This is a genomic window from Paraglaciecola sp., from assembly GCF_039942875.1.
Lineage (GTDB): Bacteria > Pseudomonadota > Gammaproteobacteria > Enterobacterales > Alteromonadaceae > Paraglaciecola.
In genome coordinates this window covers 119186-135790 of sequence record NZ_JBDVBQ010000010.1, presented here as the reverse complement: position 1 = coordinate 135790, position 16605 = coordinate 119186, and the positions used below count along the sequence as shown (strand labels likewise).

General features: G+C 39.9%; 20 protein-coding genes, 1 tRNA gene and 2 pseudogenes. 12 read left to right on the top strand and 11 right to left on the bottom strand.

Annotation, left to right across the window (positions count from 1 at the left end; translation table 11 throughout):
* Window positions 1–79: 79 nt before the first annotated feature.
* From ABJE44_RS03430 to ABJE44_RS03420, 3 genes are all read left to right on the top strand, one after another.
* A complete protein-coding gene (locus tag ABJE44_RS03430) occupies window positions 80–1123 on the top strand; it encodes an IS110 family transposase (protein WP_348109973.1) in 1044 nt (347 codons plus the stop codon).
* 58 nt (window positions 1124–1181) lie between these two features.
* Entirely contained in the window at window positions 1182–1307 is a 126-nt protein-coding gene (locus ABJE44_RS03425) for a hypothetical protein (protein WP_348109969.1), read from the top strand.
* Between the two features lie 1000 nt (window positions 1308–2307).
* Complete coding sequence (locus ABJE44_RS03420; RefSeq protein WP_348109968.1) at window positions 2308–2607, top strand: hypothetical protein; 300 nt, start codon at window positions 2308–2310, stop codon at window positions 2605–2607.
* A 136-nt stretch (window positions 2608–2743) separates the two neighbouring features.
* Here ABJE44_RS03420 and ABJE44_RS03415 read toward each other — a convergent pair whose 3' ends face one another.
* Window positions 2744–3337 carry a TetR/AcrR family transcriptional regulator gene (locus tag ABJE44_RS03415; protein WP_348109967.1) on the bottom strand — a complete coding sequence of 198 codons (594 nt, stop codon included), beginning with the start codon at window positions 3335–3337 and terminating at the stop codon, window positions 2744–2746.
* 108 nt (window positions 3338–3445) lie between these two features.
* On the opposite strand from ABJE44_RS03415, the gene ABJE44_RS03410 reads away from it, so the two are divergent.
* The 5 genes and pseudogenes from ABJE44_RS03410 to ABJE44_RS03390 all read left to right on the top strand — a co-directional run bounded on the left by ABJE44_RS03410 (window position 3446) and on the right by ABJE44_RS03390 (window position 5817).
* Complete coding sequence (locus ABJE44_RS03410; RefSeq protein WP_348109966.1) at window positions 3446–3763, top strand: hypothetical protein; 318 nt, start codon at window positions 3446–3448, stop codon at window positions 3761–3763.
* A 254-nt stretch (window positions 3764–4017) separates the two neighbouring features.
* Window positions 4018–4458, top strand: a complete 441-nt coding sequence (locus tag ABJE44_RS03405) for an MAPEG family protein (protein ID WP_348109965.1) — start codon at window positions 4018–4020, stop codon at window positions 4456–4458.
* A 109-nt stretch (window positions 4459–4567) separates the two neighbouring features.
* The gene (locus tag ABJE44_RS03400; RefSeq protein ID WP_348109964.1) at window positions 4568–4993 is read left to right on the top strand and encodes an SRPBCC domain-containing protein; all 426 of its coding nucleotides are present in this window, start codon (window positions 4568–4570) and stop codon (window positions 4991–4993) included.
* A gap of 88 nt (window positions 4994–5081) precedes the next feature.
* Window positions 5082–5534 (top strand): annotated as a pseudogene (locus ABJE44_RS03395) (IS6 family transposase).
* Window positions 5535–5571: 37 nt separating this feature from the next.
* Window positions 5572–5817, top strand: coding sequence for a hypothetical protein (locus ABJE44_RS03390; protein WP_348109963.1), 246 nt, complete (start codon window positions 5572–5574; stop codon window positions 5815–5817).
* A gap of 59 nt (window positions 5818–5876) precedes the next feature.
* Here ABJE44_RS03390 and ABJE44_RS03385 read toward each other — a convergent pair whose 3' ends face one another.
* Entirely contained in the window at window positions 5877–6338 is a 462-nt protein-coding gene (locus ABJE44_RS03385; RefSeq protein ID WP_348109962.1) for a carboxymuconolactone decarboxylase family protein, read from the bottom strand.
* Between the two features lie 106 nt (window positions 6339–6444).
* Between ABJE44_RS03385 and ABJE44_RS03380 the strand changes: the two genes are divergently transcribed.
* Window positions 6445–7362 carry a LysR family transcriptional regulator gene (locus tag ABJE44_RS03380; RefSeq protein ID WP_348109961.1) on the top strand — a complete coding sequence of 306 codons (918 nt, stop codon included), beginning with the start codon at window positions 6445–6447 and terminating at the stop codon, window positions 7360–7362.
* A 237-nt stretch (window positions 7363–7599) separates the two neighbouring features.
* Here ABJE44_RS03380 and ABJE44_RS03375 read toward each other — a convergent pair whose 3' ends face one another.
* Window positions 7600–8202, bottom strand: coding sequence for a glutathione S-transferase family protein (locus ABJE44_RS03375; protein WP_348109960.1), 603 nt, complete (start codon window positions 8200–8202; stop codon window positions 7600–7602).
* 194 nt (window positions 8203–8396) lie between these two features.
* Here ABJE44_RS03375 and ABJE44_RS03370 point away from each other — a divergent pair, with 194 nt between their 5' ends.
* From ABJE44_RS03370 to ABJE44_RS03360, 3 genes and pseudogenes are all read left to right on the top strand, one after another.
* Window positions 8397–8681: a hypothetical protein gene (locus ABJE44_RS03370; protein WP_348109959.1), complete on the top strand. Its 285-nt coding sequence runs from the start codon at window positions 8397–8399 to the stop codon at window positions 8679–8681.
* 110 nt (window positions 8682–8791) lie between these two features.
* Window positions 8792–8995: pseudogene (tnpB, locus tag ABJE44_RS03365) on the top strand (IS66 family insertion sequence element accessory protein TnpB); the annotation flags it as partial.
* Between the two features lie 9 nt (window positions 8996–9004).
* Entirely contained in the window at window positions 9005–9130 is a 126-nt protein-coding gene (locus ABJE44_RS03360; RefSeq protein WP_348109958.1) for a hypothetical protein, read from the top strand.
* 109 nt (window positions 9131–9239) lie between these two features.
* Here the strand turns inward: ABJE44_RS03360 and ABJE44_RS03355 are convergent, their stop codons facing one another.
* The 8 genes from ABJE44_RS03355 to ABJE44_RS03320 form a co-directional block, all read right to left on the bottom strand.
* The gene (locus tag ABJE44_RS03355) at window positions 9240–10124 is read right to left on the bottom strand and encodes an IS982 family transposase (protein ID WP_348109957.1); all 885 of its coding nucleotides are present in this window, start codon (window positions 10122–10124) and stop codon (window positions 9240–9242) included.
* 219 nt (window positions 10125–10343) lie between these two features.
* Window positions 10344–10420 (bottom strand) — tRNA-Arg (locus tag ABJE44_RS03350).
* A 217-nt stretch (window positions 10421–10637) separates the two neighbouring features.
* On the bottom strand, window positions 10638–11642 hold the full coding sequence (locus ABJE44_RS03345; protein ID WP_348109956.1) for a 3',5'-cyclic-nucleotide phosphodiesterase: 1005 nt from the start codon (window positions 11640–11642) through the stop codon (window positions 10638–10640).
* 22 nt (window positions 11643–11664) lie between these two features.
* The gene (locus tag ABJE44_RS03340) at window positions 11665–12837 is read right to left on the bottom strand and encodes a heme biosynthesis HemY N-terminal domain-containing protein (RefSeq protein WP_348109955.1); all 1173 of its coding nucleotides are present in this window, start codon (window positions 12835–12837) and stop codon (window positions 11665–11667) included.
* A gap of 2 nt (window positions 12838–12839) precedes the next feature.
* On the bottom strand, window positions 12840–14105 hold the full coding sequence (locus ABJE44_RS03335; RefSeq protein WP_348109954.1) for a uroporphyrinogen-III C-methyltransferase: 1266 nt from the start codon (window positions 14103–14105) through the stop codon (window positions 12840–12842).
* Window positions 14106–14861: a uroporphyrinogen-III synthase gene (locus ABJE44_RS03330; RefSeq protein ID WP_348109953.1), complete on the bottom strand. Its 756-nt coding sequence runs from the start codon at window positions 14859–14861 to the stop codon at window positions 14106–14108. It abuts the gene before it with no gap.
* Between the two features lie 3 nt (window positions 14862–14864).
* A complete protein-coding gene (gene hemC, locus ABJE44_RS03325) occupies window positions 14865–15794 on the bottom strand; it encodes a hydroxymethylbilane synthase (RefSeq protein WP_348109952.1) in 930 nt (309 codons plus the stop codon).
* Between the two features lie 159 nt (window positions 15795–15953).
* A complete protein-coding gene (locus ABJE44_RS03320) occupies window positions 15954–16418 on the bottom strand; it encodes a YHS domain-containing (seleno)protein (RefSeq protein ID WP_348109951.1) in 465 nt (154 codons plus the stop codon).
* Window positions 16419–16605 lie beyond the last annotated feature (187 nt).

Below are 16605 nucleotides of genomic sequence, written 5' to 3'. Positions count from 1 at the left end.
TTGATACTCATTGAGCCTCCCCAATCAGCGTAACTTTTCAGCTACTCTGATAGGTGACAAAACCAAACGGAGAAGCTCAATGAACTTTTATACTAATACACATCCATACTATTGTGGAATTGATTTACACGCTCGTTTACTTTACGTCTGCATTATTGATGATAAAGGTGAAGTACTTGTTCACAAAAAGATAAAGGATTCCCCCGAGCAATTACTGGCTTTACTCACTCCTTATCTTGGTAATATCGTCCTAGGCGTTGAATGTATGCATTGTTGGTATTGGGTGAGTGACTTATGTCGGCAACATGATATTGATTTTGTACTCGGTCATGCTTTGTATATGAAAGCGATACATGGCGGTAAAACTAAGAACGATAAAATTGACTCGTTTAAAATTGCAAAGTTATTACGCGGGGGAAATTTTCCTTTAGCATATAACTACCCCAATGAGTTACGGGCTACCCGTGATTTACTTCGTCGTCGAACTAAACTTGTACGCTTTGGCGCTGATTTAAAAGCCCATGTATCTAACACCGTTAGTCAATATAATTATCCTGCGCACTCTCTTAATTTACGCTATCCAAAATCACGTGAGCAAATGCGAGAAGTATTCTCTGATACATCAGTACAGCGTAATATCGACATCGATTTAAACATAGTGGGTCATATTGAAACCGAATTACGTCAAGTAGAATGGTTTATTGAAAAACAAGCTAAGCAACATAACGCCAAAGACTATTACTTACTCAAATCTATTACGGGTGTTGGTCAAATACTCGCCCTTACTATTTTATATGAGATAGGCGATATCACTCGCTTTGATAGCGTACAAAAGTTTGCTTCTTATTCACGTCTCGTTAAATGCAAAGCTGAATCAGCTGGTAAAACATATGGCACTCAAGGTAATAAAATAGGGAATGCACACCTTAAGTGGGCATTCTCCGAAATGGCCGTACTTTACCTACGAGGTAATGACAAAGCTCGTGCCTATTTAAACAAACTACAAAAACGCATGAGTAAAGCAAAAGCCCTATCTGCACTGGCTCACAAACTGGGGCGTTGTGTTTACTTCATGCTAAAACGACAAAAGGTATTTGATGAAAAACGATTTTTAACAGGTTAGTCACGTCATCCGCTGAGCTGAACGTCTAACTAGCGCCTTATGCAGAGTATGTAAAAACGTGAGTGAATTCGTCACTGGTTTAACACCTTTATCTCGTTTATATACCGTCGCTAGGCAACTACTCGGCTTGATTAGACAGTGGATGGGCGTGCAACGTGGTTGCCACATCAATACTCTGAGCTAAATCGCTTACACCTAACCTGAGCCTGAAACTAACTGGTGGAATATTCCACCCCTATTCTTGAATAGTGCCAGTGTTGGGTTAACCGATGAATGTCTAGTGCCCCTGCTATCAATACGGATATTGAAAATGCAGGCTGCGATGAGATCGCATAAGAGAGCCTCTATATGTGTTTGCTGTAGGCGATTACCTAATAGCCACAAAGACAGATGAAGTAAACGGCTTAGCTCAGAGGTTTGGATTGATCCTGAAAAAATGATCAAAAGATGACTAGTACCTATTGACCAACCAGAGGCTCATATGTGTTAACTTTACTGTATTCATGGCTATAGATAGCCAGATTTTTTATATTTTGAATATCCACTCTTCGTTAACTTATTTAATTTTTCGAAAAGAACTTCATTTACTTTGTTAAAATTGAAACAAGATTTTCCATGCATTCTACGCTTCAGTTCTGGAGATACTTCTTCTAGTAGTAACTAGGGGAATACATAAATTGGCATCAAACGGAAACTAACATAATTTTTATTGATTTTCACTAAACCAAAATACATCAGGTTCTTATTCTTCATTATAAAGTCTGTGTTGATGTGAAAGTTATCAACGTCATCTACGACAAGAGTCAATTCCTTTGAATAAGGTAGGAGTATTCTTTAATACGTTCAAACACAACTGCAAATTCTTTATTTACGCTCATGCGATTGATACCTATTAAAGCGGTTCTTAATTTACATAGCCTTTAAAACGGGCGCGCGCTTTTTGCGCGACCGAATGAACGTAGTGAATGTAAGTTTTTAAGCTTTCAGTGGAGAGAACTTTGTCTTGGATAGTCGTAAGTTAACTAATTCAGTTAATGATGGCGTGTTAAAGTTAACCTGACAACACTTATGAAAACCTTAAACTAAACGGATTGAATGACCTACTTTTAGGTCCAACAAAATTATAAAACAACCCTGATTTGTATTGTTACATTAGCCAAAATATCTAAATGAATTTCAACTACTTGAACGACCAATTTATTACGCTAGATGGCGTAACAGAATCTACTATGATGGGAACGTCTTGTCTTAGATATCGAGATGAATTTGTTGCGATGTACTTTGAAAAAGAAGAATCACTGATCGTAAAACTAGACTCAGGACGAGTGACTCAGCTAACTAATGATGGTCTTGCAAATGAATTTAATTTCACTAGAAAACGTTTTAAAGAATGGGCACTTATTCCCCTTGAGCATCAAGGGGAATACCTTGCATATGTTGAAGAAGCTATTGAATTTGCACGCAGTAAAAAATCAACCTCTTAATGTTGGAGTGGTCTTTGCTTAGTGCAACTAGTTTTAAGATGCCTCGTTTCCGCAAAACACAATAATATTAAAGTAGCTACGTATTATTATTTTAGGAAAAAAATAAAACGCGTTAATTATTCGATTTTGTATAAACCTACAGTAACAATTCTTCAGATGTTTGCAGTGCGGCATCTCTTATTTCTTTCGCCAATGTGGATTCAGGTATCGCACGTGCGAGCACCATTCCGCCAACGCATAATGCTGCCAATGAAAGAGAAGTCTGCCTTCTATTTTCAGTCTCTTTATTTGTGTTAGAAAGACTTTGATCAAACAACCAAGTCATCGCAGAGAGCAGATTTTCAAAAGCCTTTTGAACTTCTGGTCCTGCTCTCGCAACGTCAGAGGGTAGGGCTATCATAGGGCACTGCCCATCTGCATCACCCAGATGTTCATCTGATAGATAGCTTAGTAGCATTAAACGTGCATCCTTAGCAGAAGGCTCAGCGCTATTAATACCTGCTTCATCTCGCCACCTTGCTCCTCGCTCGGTTAAAAAGCTTGTTACCGCCTCACTATATAAGACTTGTTTGTTTTTGAAATGATTGTAAAAACCACCTCTGGTGAGTCCTGCGTGTTGCATGATCATGTCAATAGTGACATTTTCAAAACCATAGCGATTGAACAATACCCTAGCTGATTCAACAATCTGTTTTCGAGTCGCTTCTTTATGTTTAGTGCTATACGGCATTATTTTTCCTCATTCTAAAATAAAATACAACTTAAATATGTTCTTTAACATATTTAAGTTGTATCTATAATTATTTCCCAAACATTAATAAATACAAGAAAAGATACAATGCAAAAATACATATTTGCCTATCATGGCACACCGAAATTCGAAACACCTCAAGAAGGCGCCAAACACATGGAAGAATGGCAAGCTTGGAGCGCAAGCTTAGGAGACGCAATTGTTGACCCAGGGATTCCTGTTGGGCCATCTATGACTGTTACTTCCGAAGGGATAGTTGAAGGGGGAGGGACAAATCCTTTATCTGGAATCACGATAATCCAAGCAGAGAGTATTGACGCAGCGATGAAGATGGCTCAATCATGCCCTCATATTAATTTGAATGGGACTATCGAAGTGGCAGAAGCCATGAAGATGGAAATGTGAGAGAGCTCCATGCTTAAGTATCTGTTTTCAATTGTCAGTTTTATAGTAGTGACGTTCAGTGTTCAAGGTTTAAACCATTTTGATATAAATACTGTCAGAACCTGCAAAATATGCGACTCCATCACTTCTTTCTTGGATGGTCACAGAGGCCATTGCCAGCACAACCCCATTCATAGTCTTTGGTTTTTTCCTTGGGTTAATCCACTCAAAAATGCCATCAACTCACTCTTTAAATCATAGTTTGGAAAAATAAAATGAATAAATTATATGAAGCGATTCCCAGCTTGTCTGACTACCACATCGCTTTTATGATGCTTGCTATTATAAGTCTTATAACGTTGATTCAAAATTTTCTAACAGCTCCTCTGTCTTTTATAAAAGAAGAGCAAGAACCAGGAATGCCGTTACGTTTTGATCATACGAAGTTAAGCTTTCGAGCTCTTCGAACTTATCATAACTCAGCAGAAACTTTGCCGGCACTTGGTTTTTCATTGTTGGCAGCAGTCATTTTCGGTGCTAATCCATTCTGGGTAAATATTTTGACTGGAGTTTATTTGTTTTTTCGCTTGTCATTTTGGTTTGTCTATTACAGCGGCATAGGCAAAGTAGCTGGTGGACCACGCACATGGGCATTTGTTGGCGGGCTTCTATCCAATATAGCTTTGGTTGTAATGGCAATTTATGCTGCTTTCTAAATATGAGGTACGGTAACTGGGTACCAGAAAATTAAGATGGGCAGGGCAGCGCTAACCAACCCGCCAGCTATATTAGAAATACATTTAATATATTTTTTAGGAAAAAATCATGCATAGCATACTTCATAAAATAGTCATTGAAACATCCACAGAAAAACTGTTTCAATCTATAAATAGCACAAAAGAGCTATCTGGTTGGTGGACAAAGGCTGAGCAAGACGGGGAACAAATTACATTTCTGTTCGGCCCTGATGGTGAGCACCAAGTGATAATGTCATTAATAACCGCTGTACCTGATCAAGAAATAAAATGGCAATGCCTAGCTGGTCCTTGGGCTGATAAAGGCGAGTTTGTATTTTTAATTTCAGAGCATGAGCGTGGAGCATGTCTTGATTTTTCTCATCATGGATGGGAAGAAACGGATGATTTTTACAAACATTGTAATGCTAAATGGGGATTCTTTCTTGTGGTCAGCTTAAAACAATACCTTGAAACCGGAAAAGGTTTACCACACCCTAACGATCCAAGTATTTAAGGTTAAATATCACGATATTTTGTCACATTAAAAAAAGGGTGTTGTCAGATTAACTTAGATACTGATAGAGAAATGATAAGATTTGAGAATGTCGAATAAAAATCCGTTCAAGTATTTCAAAACATCTCCTGAAATCATACGCCTAGTTGTAATGTACTACTTAAAATATCCACTCAGCTTTAGGCAAGTCGAAGATATCTTACATGACAGAGGAATGGATATTAGTTATGAAACGGTTCGTTTTTTGGTTGATAGGTTTGGACCAATATTCGCCGGAGAAATTAGAAAGAAACGGAATGGCTTTCAATCTAATTGGCGTTGGCATGTTGATGAAGTCTTTGTAAAGATCAACGGCAAACAGCATTACTTATGGAGAGCAATAGACCATTAAGGTGAGGCACTTGATTGTTATGTAAGTCGCCGTAAAAACAAAAGTGCAGCTCTTAAATTTCTCAAGAAGATCATGCGAAAGCATGGAGTACCCAGAGAAATAGTGACCGACAAACTACGTTCGTACGGCGCTACTTTAAAAGAGCTTTAAAACTCAGGTTTACAGTAAACTGGAAAATATTTAAATAATGCCTGTGAAAATTCTCATCTCCCATTTAGAAGTAAAGAAAGGTCGATGTAAAAGTTTCGAAGTAGGGCAACATTACAGTTGTTCACCAGCGCACATTCACAAATCTATAATCACTTTAACCATCAGCGGCATTGCCAAAAGCGAGAAACCTTCAAGCAACAAAGAAGCGATTCACTCTCTCAATGGAGAGAACTTTGTCTTGGGTAAACGTAAGCTAACTATTTCAGTTATTGATGCTTGTTAAAGTTAATCTGACAACACCTTCGGTAGCTTAAATGTAGTAGCTACCATATAGTTTATCAGTTAACGTTGTGCAACTTGATAAGTTCCAGCTTCAAAACCAAACGGTTTTGCCAGACGAACCCAAGAATTAATTTGTACAAGTGATAAGGTTAAGTTTGCAATATCATCGTGGGTGAAATATTTATTTAGGTTGGTAAACGATTGTTGTCTTTGAGCAGCAGTATCATTTAGCAAGGTTACAGACTCAGTCCATGCTAGTAATGCTTGTTCAGTATCATTATAAAAAGTCGTCTCCTTCCATACAGATGATGAATAAACACGTAATTCACTTTCACCTGCCGCAACTGCTTCTTTAAAGTGCATATCAATACAATAAGCACACTGATTTATCATCGATACCCTGTATCTCATCACCTCCATAAAAGATTCATCAATAATGTTTAAACTCTTGATGTATTGCTCTGTTTGCATCATGCAGCTTATTAAACTCGCGGGTATATTTTCAAAAGGTATTCTTGACATGTTGTTATCTCTATTAATTTTGGGGAATACACATTTTACTTATTGCGTAAAATTGTAGAACCCGTAACATATGCCTTACTTTTTTGCATAAAACGCAAAGATTAATATGTTGAAATTAACACGTATTTTTATAAAAGTAGTTGAGTTAGGTAGTTTCTCTAAAGCAGCAGAAGTATTAAATATGGCCCCGTCATCAGTAACTAGGTGTATTGATAGTCTGGAGTCTGAGTTGGGTGTTACATTACTAAAGCGAAGCACTCGGCAGCTTGTATTAACAGATAAAGGGCATTTTTTTTTAAGCGGTTCGAATAAACTGATTGCTGACAGTGATTATTTGATAATGTCTCTATCTAATAAAAATCTGGAGCCAGAGGGGAGTTTAAAAATATCTACATTTGAGAGTTTTGGAAGATTGAATATCTGTCCGATAATTCCTGAATTTTTAGAAAAATATCCCAAGATCAATATTGAAATAGAATTAGATAATAAGATGGTTGATCTTGTAGGGGGAAATATTGATTTAGCTATACGTATAGGAATACCAGAAGATTCTAGTTTAAAATCGCGTAAGCTACTCTCTAACCATACTGTAATTTGTGCATCGCCAGATTATCTCTTGAAACATAATCATATCCAAGAACCACAGGATCTATCTTCGCATAATTGTTTATTGTTAAATCAACAACGACAAAGAACTTATTGGCATTTCAAAAAAGCTCATAGAAATGTAAAAGTACTAGTGAATGGAAATCTAAAATCAAAAGGAGGGACTCCGTTATTGGAATCTGCTTTGCATGGACTTGGTGTCGTTCAACTATCTAATTGGATTGTTGCTGACTTTGTAAAAAATGGAGAACTTGTTGTTTGCCTTAAAGGTTGGGAGGCATCTCTTAATGAAAGATCTAGTGGTAATATATATTCAATATATAAACAAAGCTCTTATCCAAATCCTAATATTAGACTGTTTATTGATTTTTTGATTGAAAAAACAGTACGGACAAATCAACTCGGTGACATGAGATAATTCAGTGATGAATGCATACAATCGCCATCGCTTTTGACCTGAAATCATTAGTTATGGAGTTTGGGCATACAATTCTAAATATACAACCACTTCAACCAACAAAGGCATCTCCAAAACAGAAAAAATTATAAACAACTAAGAAATAAAATGCTCTTTGAATGGAGAGAATTATATAAGTATGGTTTTAGTAAGGTGTACTCAAGTTCGGTAATTTAAACTGGCAGTACCGAATTACTTTTAAGCATTTGTTTCAGTAGGCACGGCGTGGGCCTCTTGATAACATGGACGTTGCCTAATACGTGCGATGTATGATTCAACTTTAGGTGATGCTTTGATGAGATTAAAGGTTACAAAGGAGTCTAAAAGTCCACCAAACACTACATCAGCGGCTGTGAACTTCTCACCGAGAGCCCAATTGGAGGTTGGGGTCATTAATTCTATTGTTGATAAGACGCGAGGCATATCACCCCATCCAGCCGCCATTGGATTAGGATATTTGATTCCGGATGCATCAAGTGTAAGCGCAGGTTCAATGGTATTGCCAGCTACAAACAGGTAACGATAATAGTCTGCTCGCTCATTAGAACCAAGTTCTGGTGCAAGCCCTTTTTTTAAAAATTTATCAGCTAGGTATGCGCAAATAGCTGCCACCTCAGTGATAACTCTATCGCCATCGATAAGCGTAGGAACTTTCCCCATTGGATTGATTTTATGAAAATCTCTTAACTCTTTATTATCAGTTCTAAAGTCGATAATGATTTGTTCATGCTTAACACCGAGTTCTTTAAGCATCCAGTCGGTGCTGAGTGCCCTACTCATTGGATTGTAATAGTGTTTCATAACTAGGTTTCTTCGTTGAAATATTATATCTAGACCATAGCATATTGTGAGCTTACGGCAGCTTAGTTTAACTTAACTTTTTTATCTATTCCAATAATGGTAACTCAATTATTTGGAATTACCATGTCATCGTACAACTCTCTCACGCTGTTGCTGTTGCAGCTTTCGCACACTGGCGCAGTAATAAAAAAGGAGTGAGAACACCCATCGAGCTTCGCGAACAAGCAGTAGCGCTCAGTAAAACGTACCTTGTCGGTCACATCACCAAAGCCTTAAACCTAAGCGGTACAGAATTTAAGAAGTGGAGTCAGCAAAGTGAAACTACGGTACTGTCCACTTTTGTTAGTTTGCCGAAGTCAGTAGCCAATATGTCTTTGTCAAGTAATGTAGAAGCACCCTTCGCTAACTGCGAGCGACTTTGCTTACATGACGGCGATTCCGCATTGTTGCATAGGTTAGTGCAGGCATTAAGAGCATGATCCACTTAACGCATGATACGCCTATATTAATTGCGATTAAGCCCACAGTTTTCCGTCGCGGGATCGATGGTCTCGCTGCGGTGTGCAAGCAGTAATTAGCGCTAGATCCGCGCTCTGGTACCTTGCTTGTGTTTATAAATCTCCGTAAAACCATAGTGCGGGGGCTAGTATATGAAAAGAACGGTTTTTGGTTGATGACCAAACGATTATCAAGCGGTAAATATAGCGGCTGGCCGAGTACAGACAAGCCGATTAGCGCCATGGATGCCACTCATTTACGGCAGTTGCTGAGTGATGATTATGCATCTTTGTGAAGTAAGTGCTTGATTTCTCTGATCATGGGATCGTACTCCCTCCGCAGTTTTACAACACAAATGGATACCGATATTGACAGCCAAGCCCTAGAAGCGCTGATTGTGCGAGTGAGTGAGTCCAAAGAAAACACCTAGCACAGAGTCCAGAGGATTGTCAGCTCTTGCTCGATGCCTTGGTCACCTTAGCTAGTATGCAAGAGCGTTTGGCGAACCACGATGTCGCAGTACATAACCTGAGATCTGCTTAAGCGATAACCATAGAGTTCAGCTCTACGTCAGTTAAATTAAGGCTTGGCTTATTTTCTTTTAAGCAGTAAGCGACCAAACCCGCGGGTAAATTCAGCATAAAGCCATTCATACTCCGATGTCTTGAGTGTTCGATATAAGAAATATTCTTAAGTTGGTCGTTTATTGTTTCAATTATATAGCGCTTTGAAAGCATGGCCCTATCCCACAATGATATGGTTTTTGCTTTCATATTTTTGCGAACTGTTGTGATGAGACTGATACCTTTGTCCAATAAGTCTGCTTCCAAAGCTTTACTCAAATAGCCTTTGTCACCATACAATTTATCCGTCAAACCTTCTACTAATTCACGCACCGGTTGAGTGTCATGTACATTGCCGGTTGTGACTTTCGCAGCGACAATTTCACCATGATGATTGACGACTAAATGGAGTTTGAAACCATAAAACCAACCCATAGTGCCTTTGCCTCGTTGAGCGATACCATCGAACGTTTTATGTCTTGGTATACGGATGTTATGACATACCTTGATACTTGTTGAATCAATGAATTCAATTCCTGTAGGCTTTCCTTTAAGTGATGTGAAGTAGGCACACATCGGCACGATGACTCTAGGCATGACGGCTAGAAATCGTGTGTAACTGAGTAAATAAGGAAACTCATTTTTATATACAAGGGATACATACCCAAGATAGTAGTTTTTGAAATCTCGGTAATGTGACATATGAAAACTGACGACGATTGTCATGATTTCACTGGTTGTCATTTGCCCTTCTCTTTGACGTTTTTGCGTACCGTCTTCGAGCAGTTGTTTACGCCATTGAGGAATAAATACTTTGCAAAAATCATCGACATCACAAAACAACTCAACTAGTTTACTCATGCCTGTTCCTTTTTAGATTGATCTCTTTTAGTCGAAAGATCGGATCTTGGAACAGGCATTTAGTTCCATTTTCTTAAACAGGATTCAGGTTAGCTATTTAACTCAACCTTTTTATCGTAAATCACGGATGTAATTTTTACTAAATTTTAGAGAATGGTCACAACCTAGTCACAGAATAAATTTAGTTAGTGGTCACTACGAAAGAAATTCTTTTGTAGATGGCGCACCCGAGAGGATTCGAACCTCTGACCTCTGCCTCCGGAGGGCAGCGCTCTATCCAGCTGAGCTACGGGTGCAATCAGTTTTTTTAGCTGCACTGCAGCGCCTGATTGTACAACTCAACATGGATGTTGAGTTTGGGTGCTGATCATCATGGACGTGTATATGACTCACTTAAGTTAAATAACTAAACTTTGTACATATTCCACATGCTCAAGCGAGCGCTGATTCTAATGAAAACCTCTGACTTTTCCACTGTTATTTACATTTATTAGTGCTTAGCTTGGTTGCGCACTACAAAACCAGTCGTTGTCCTTGTTTGGCTATAACAAAGTTAAAGCCTAGTGTGTTGGCGGCGTCTAGTTCTTGTTTAATTTTTACTTTTGGATTGATGCCGCTTTTTAAGCTGTATTTGATATGGCTAATAATAATTGACATATCTTGAAATTGGGTTTTATCGCTGACTAAACCATGAAATTTACTAAGTTCTTGGTGTAAATATTTGGGGGTGAGGTGTCCAAATAAGAGGTTGTCGGGTCTTTGGTTGTCGAACGATACTTCGATCACCATACCTCTTAAGGTTTTGGTTTGCATTTGTGTGGCTAGGTAGCGCCAGATGGTGTCTAGCTTGCCTTCTTTTTCTACTGCATCTGGGCCGGTGTCACCAAAATATACAAATAGGTCTTGGCCTTTTTCGATTATAAATGCAGTGGATTCTAAGGGATGGCTCAAGCTAAAAGGCGTGACGTTGAGCTGCGTGCCTTTTATTAACACTGGCTGCTGTGCAGTTAAATCAATAACTGGGTATTTGTTTAAACGGGGAATGACGCCCCGGTCGGTAAAGTTGGCCCAGGCTTGCCAATTAAAATAGTTGCCATTCATGGTGTTATTTACTGAGGGCAGGGCGTAGATAGGTTTAGAGTTATCGTCTGGTGAGGCAATCAGCAAACCTGCTACATGGTCAAGGTGGCCATGACTAAGTAAGTAGCCTTTCACATGGTGATGCAAAATATTACCTGCTGCTGATAGTGTGTTATCGGGCGCACGTTTTAAACCATCAAATGCATGATTTTCTATGGCTACATTTATACCGTTTACGAGTGTGCCTGAGTCTAGGGATATGTAGTTTTCTTCTGATAAGGCTCTGAGTAAAAATGCGCTTAAGTTGCCATCTTCTATGCCGCCGGTATCCCCAAGGGTGATTAACTCAAAAGTGGGAGTGGCTGATTTTGCTATAACTTTGGCTGGTGTGAGCCAAGCTAAGGCCACAACCAAGGTGAGTGCTGTTACTTTTAACATCTGTGTACCTGTGAATATACTGCTATTTAGCTTGCTGCATACTTTGTTTGTATAATTGCAAAGCTTGACCGTCGTCGTGTTGTTGTTCTTTGATGCTGGCCATGAGCATTAAGTCGCCTTGTTGGCTATCAAGTTTGATGGCTTTGGCTAGGGCTTTTTCTGCGAGTAGGTCGTCGCCTGCGTTATGGGCAATATGCCCAAGTACAGAGAGTAGCTCTACATTTTCGTCATCTTTCTTTAGCCATGCCTCTAGCTTTTTAATGGCTAGGCTGGGGTTAGGTAATTTGATTTGTTTGAACAAGGGTAGCAATAAAGCATGGGGGCCAGATTTTTGGTATTCAACTAAGGCGCTTTCGGCGTCTGAGTGCAGGCCTTGGTCAATAAGCTGCTGAATATACGACGCTTGCTGGGCAGGATCTTTACGGGTGGCTCTGGGCAATGCTTGCCAGTTTTGTTTTAGTTGCCCCGCGCCTTCTTTACTAGCGATTTCTGCAAAGCTGCCTTTTGATGCGTGTTGCATGAATATTTCGTAATCTGTACCTAGGGCTTTTTTCCAGCCTTTTAGTTTATCTTTAAGGGGTTGCCATTTACCTGCTTGATAAAGGGCTTGGGCCCATAACTTAATGACCGGACCTTGGCTTTGTTGTTGGTCGTCTAAGTCTTCAATCATGCGTAATGCTGAGTTTGTATCTTGTTTGTTTAACGCATCTCGAATCAAACATAAGTTGGCTGCTAATGCGGCTTTGTCGTAAGAGGTGGCTTTTTGCCATAGGGCTTTGGCTTTCTCTGGCTGCCCAAGTTGTAATTCTACGTCTGCAGCGGCTAATAAATTAAGGCCGTCAAAGTCTACGTTTTCTATCTTTTCTAAGTGTTCTCTGGCCGTTAAATAATTGGTTTCGGCTAATGCCAATAAACCTTGGGTAAAGGCTTTTTGTTTTTTACGTTGCCCCCAACTGCCTAACCAGCTTTTGGAACCACTGGCCGCTGCCAGCGACACTTTTACTATAAAGTTAATCAACATTAACCCTACAAAAACAAAAATGAGCGATATACATAGCGACATGACATTCATTTCTATTATACGGCCACTAAATTCTATTAGTACGTAGCCTCTGTCGTCAAAAAACATGGCCGCTACGACCAATGCTATCAGTAGTACAAAAAACACCACTAAAATTCGAATTAACTGATTCATAATTAGTTACTTCCGTTTACAAAACGGCTGTCTAAGCGACTCTCTATTACATCTTGCAATAAAGGGGCTGCTTCGAGCTGTGACGGGTACTCACGGGAAAAGTCGGTTTGTTGCAAGTTGCTTAGGCTTTCTGTGAACTGTACGACTATGTCTTGTTCTGTGTCAAAGTGCTCAATTAATAATGCAAAACCTTGCTGCAGCGCTTGCTGATATAAGGTTTGGTTTTCTTGTAAAACGGCTATTTGTGCTTGCATTAGGGCAAAGCTTAACTGTTCTTTTAGTAGCCAGCGCTGTTGCTCAGACATAAAGGGTTTGATATCTGTGGTGACTTTTTTAAAGCTAAAGAAGTCTTTGGTGACTTCTTTAACGTTACGCATAAAGTTGCTGCGCCAATCGTCTACTGAGTCAGTAACGGCTTGCTCGGCTGCTGCTTCTTTGGGGCGTTCAAAAAATACTAAGGGTAAGTTATCAACTTGTTTTAGCATGGCTCCCAGAGCGAGTGCGATAGAGCTGGTGGATACTTGGTTTATCTGTTGCAAGCTTTGTATATCTGCCGCTAAGTATTCGCGAACTGGTAATAAACTGGGGTCGTCTAGGTCTTGAATACGGCTATCTGCAGATTGCAGCATCATAATGGCAGTATTTACATCGTGCTCTAACCATAGTTTACGGCCAGCCATGCGAACTAGGTAGTCAGCCTCTGCCAACAACCAGTCTGCTGGGCGTCTTCCTGATATTTCTGTTAGTTGTCTTTGGTTACTTTGTGTTTGCGAATCGGTTAGTTGTAATTGCTGAACTAGGCTATTAACGCTTGCTTGTAACCCTTGGTTTTGTTGCTGTAATTCAGTTTTAAGTTTTTGATTTTCAGATAAAGTCTGATTGACGCTTTGCTCTTGGGTAGTGAGCAAGTCTTGTTGCGCAGTTAGCGCATTATTTTGTTGCTTAGATTGTGTTTGCCATTGTAACCATGCCCAGTAACCCGCGCCAATAATAGCAATGAGTATGAGTAAGTTAATAAGGGTAACAAACCATAGTAAGCCGGTTTTAGCTTTGGGAGAAGAGTTCGTTGTTTTGGTATTTTGAGACGATGCTTTGGGGCTAAATGTTGACTTAGGTTGAGCTGAAGATTTATCGCTGCTACTAGTCGTACTGGCAAGTTTTGATTTAGTAGCTGAGCTCGCAGTGGTTTTTTCTTTTGCTATTTGTTTTTCGAGTTCAGCTAACGCTTTTTGGTCTGCTGCACTTAAATCATCTTTGTTATCTGCCATCTAAAGCTCCGTAGAATGTCTTGCGCGAGTCAAATAAAGCTGTGCGCATTGAATGATTGCCTTATCACTGGCATCGCGGCTGATATGAATATGGCTAACGCCCATTTTCTTTGCGATTTCTGCGGTACGTGTGCTTACCACTATCCAGTCTTTTGTTTGTAACCAAGCTTGTTCAAAATGTTCGAAGGCCGCTTGAATAACCTCGCCACTGGTTGCAATAATGCAACGAATTTGATTTTCTTGCCAGTCTTGTGTTGACTCTGGGTGTGTAATTTTAACTCGTTTGTAAACTTCCCACTCATCAACCAGTGCGCCCCGAGAGCTTAGCGTGTCTACTAATAATTCGCGGCCTCCAAACCCTTTCATAACAATAATGTGTTTGTTTGTAACTTGCTGAAGTTGGGGCAAAGCTAGTAAGCCTTCGGTACGGGCTTCTTGTGGAGTGACAACCTCTAGCCCAGCTTGTTGTAATATGTTGGCTGAGCTATTACCCACAGCAAAAAAAGCAATGTTGTTAGGCCAAGTGTTTTTAAGTTTAATGCATTGCTCGGCCGCTACAGTACTGGTCACTATGACGTAAATTGCATGTGAGACATGTGTGGGTAGGCCTGCTATCTTCGCGGGTAACTGCTCAATGGCGTTGTGATCAAGCTGAGTATCAATAAGGCCGCAGGCAACGGTTGATACATCGGCATTATTTAATGCTAATGCACTTTTGGCGCACTTACCTTGAGGCCTTAATAATAAAAAACTCAAAGCTTATTCTGCGTGTAGAGCTGCAAGTATTTCGCCAGCGCCTTGATCAAGTAACTGCTGTGCTACTTGCTCCCCCACTGCCTCTGCTTGCTCGAGTGTGCCTGTTGCAGTGGCGTGAAGTAGGGTGGTGCCATCTGTAGAGCCAACTAGGCCTTTTAAGGTGATTTGTTGTTGTTCTAAGGTAGCAAAACTGCCAATAGGTACTTGGCAACCCCCATTTAGCTTAGCATTCATGGCTCGCTCACAACGAACTCGGGTTGCTGTCTCTGGGTGATTAAGTGGCGCTAAAAGCTTAATAAGCTGTGCATCATCATTGCGACATTCTATACCTACAGCCCCTTGGCCTACTGCCGGTAAAGATTCGTTAGCGGGAATTTCATAGCGAATTCGTTCTAACATGCCAAGTCTAATCAAGCCTGCCGCTGCCAGTATGATGGCGTCGTATTCACCGGCATCTAGTTTGGCTAAGCGTGTATTCACGTTACCCCGTAAATCTTTGATAATCAGATCTGGGCGCATTTTTCGCAATTGGCATTGGCGACGTAAACTAGAAGTCCCCACTACAGCATTTTGAGGTAGCGATGCCAAATCGATAAACGTGTTAGATACAAAGGCATCAAACGGGTTTTCTCGTTCACAAATCGCGTGTAATCCAAAGCCTTCAGGAAAATCAACTGGCACATCTTTCATGGAGTGCACGGCAATGTCAGCCCTACCTTCGTTCATGGCAATTTCTAGCTCTTTAATAAATAAGCCTTTACCACCAATTTTAGCTAAAGGAGTATCAAGAATTTTATCCCCTTGAGTACTCATAGGTACTAACTCAACTTGAACGTTTTGGTGAGCTTTTAATAATGCCGCTTTAACATATTCGGCTTGCCATAACGCTAAGGCACTTTTGCGTGTTGCGATACGGATAATGCGGGTGGCCATAACACTCCCTAAATAACGGTGATCTAGTGATCGTAAATTTGATTCTATGTTGGGGATCTTATCAGGACGGCGGCGGCATGGCTAAAAACAAATTTCAATTATTTATTGGTATCAAAACAGCCCGTATTTACAGGCTGTTTTTAAAAGGTGACATAAAGGTTATTGATATTTTCTAACGTCGGTGACTTCTGGGTATTTTTGATCAGCAGCAAGAATGTCTGCTTCTAGGTCGCTAAACCAGTCTTCTTGGACTTTTTTGTTGTAATTCAAATACAACTTACCGTTTTCTATAAACCAAATCTTGGGATCTATACTTGCCGTTTTACCTGAGGCCATGGCCCATGCGCAATAACCGCCATATTGGGCCGCATATTTTTCGGGGGATTGTTTAAACATTTCTAGGTTTTTTTCATTAGAAAAACGCCATTCAGCATCACGCCAAATGAATGTAAATCGGTCACTACCTTTCACAGGCTTGCTGTGGGTGAAATAAGCTACGGTATCGTAGCCTTCTATGGCGGTATTATTAAAAATGCCGGTTTTTACTGCACTGTCGGCAGATAAAGCGGGCAGGGCGAATAGAGCAAACACTAATATACTGATAGTTTTTAAAAATTTGTTCATGGGATTTCCGGTTAGTTTACTTATCTTGTTGAAGTAAACCGGAGTGTGACCAATATGATTTCATCACATATTTATCACAGGTATAGCGCTATTTTTAGAGTGGTGTGGCGAACTTAACTCGCTTTTAAGGTAATTCATTCGATGATAAGGCTATCAATTTGATTATATTAAGAATTTTAAATATTTT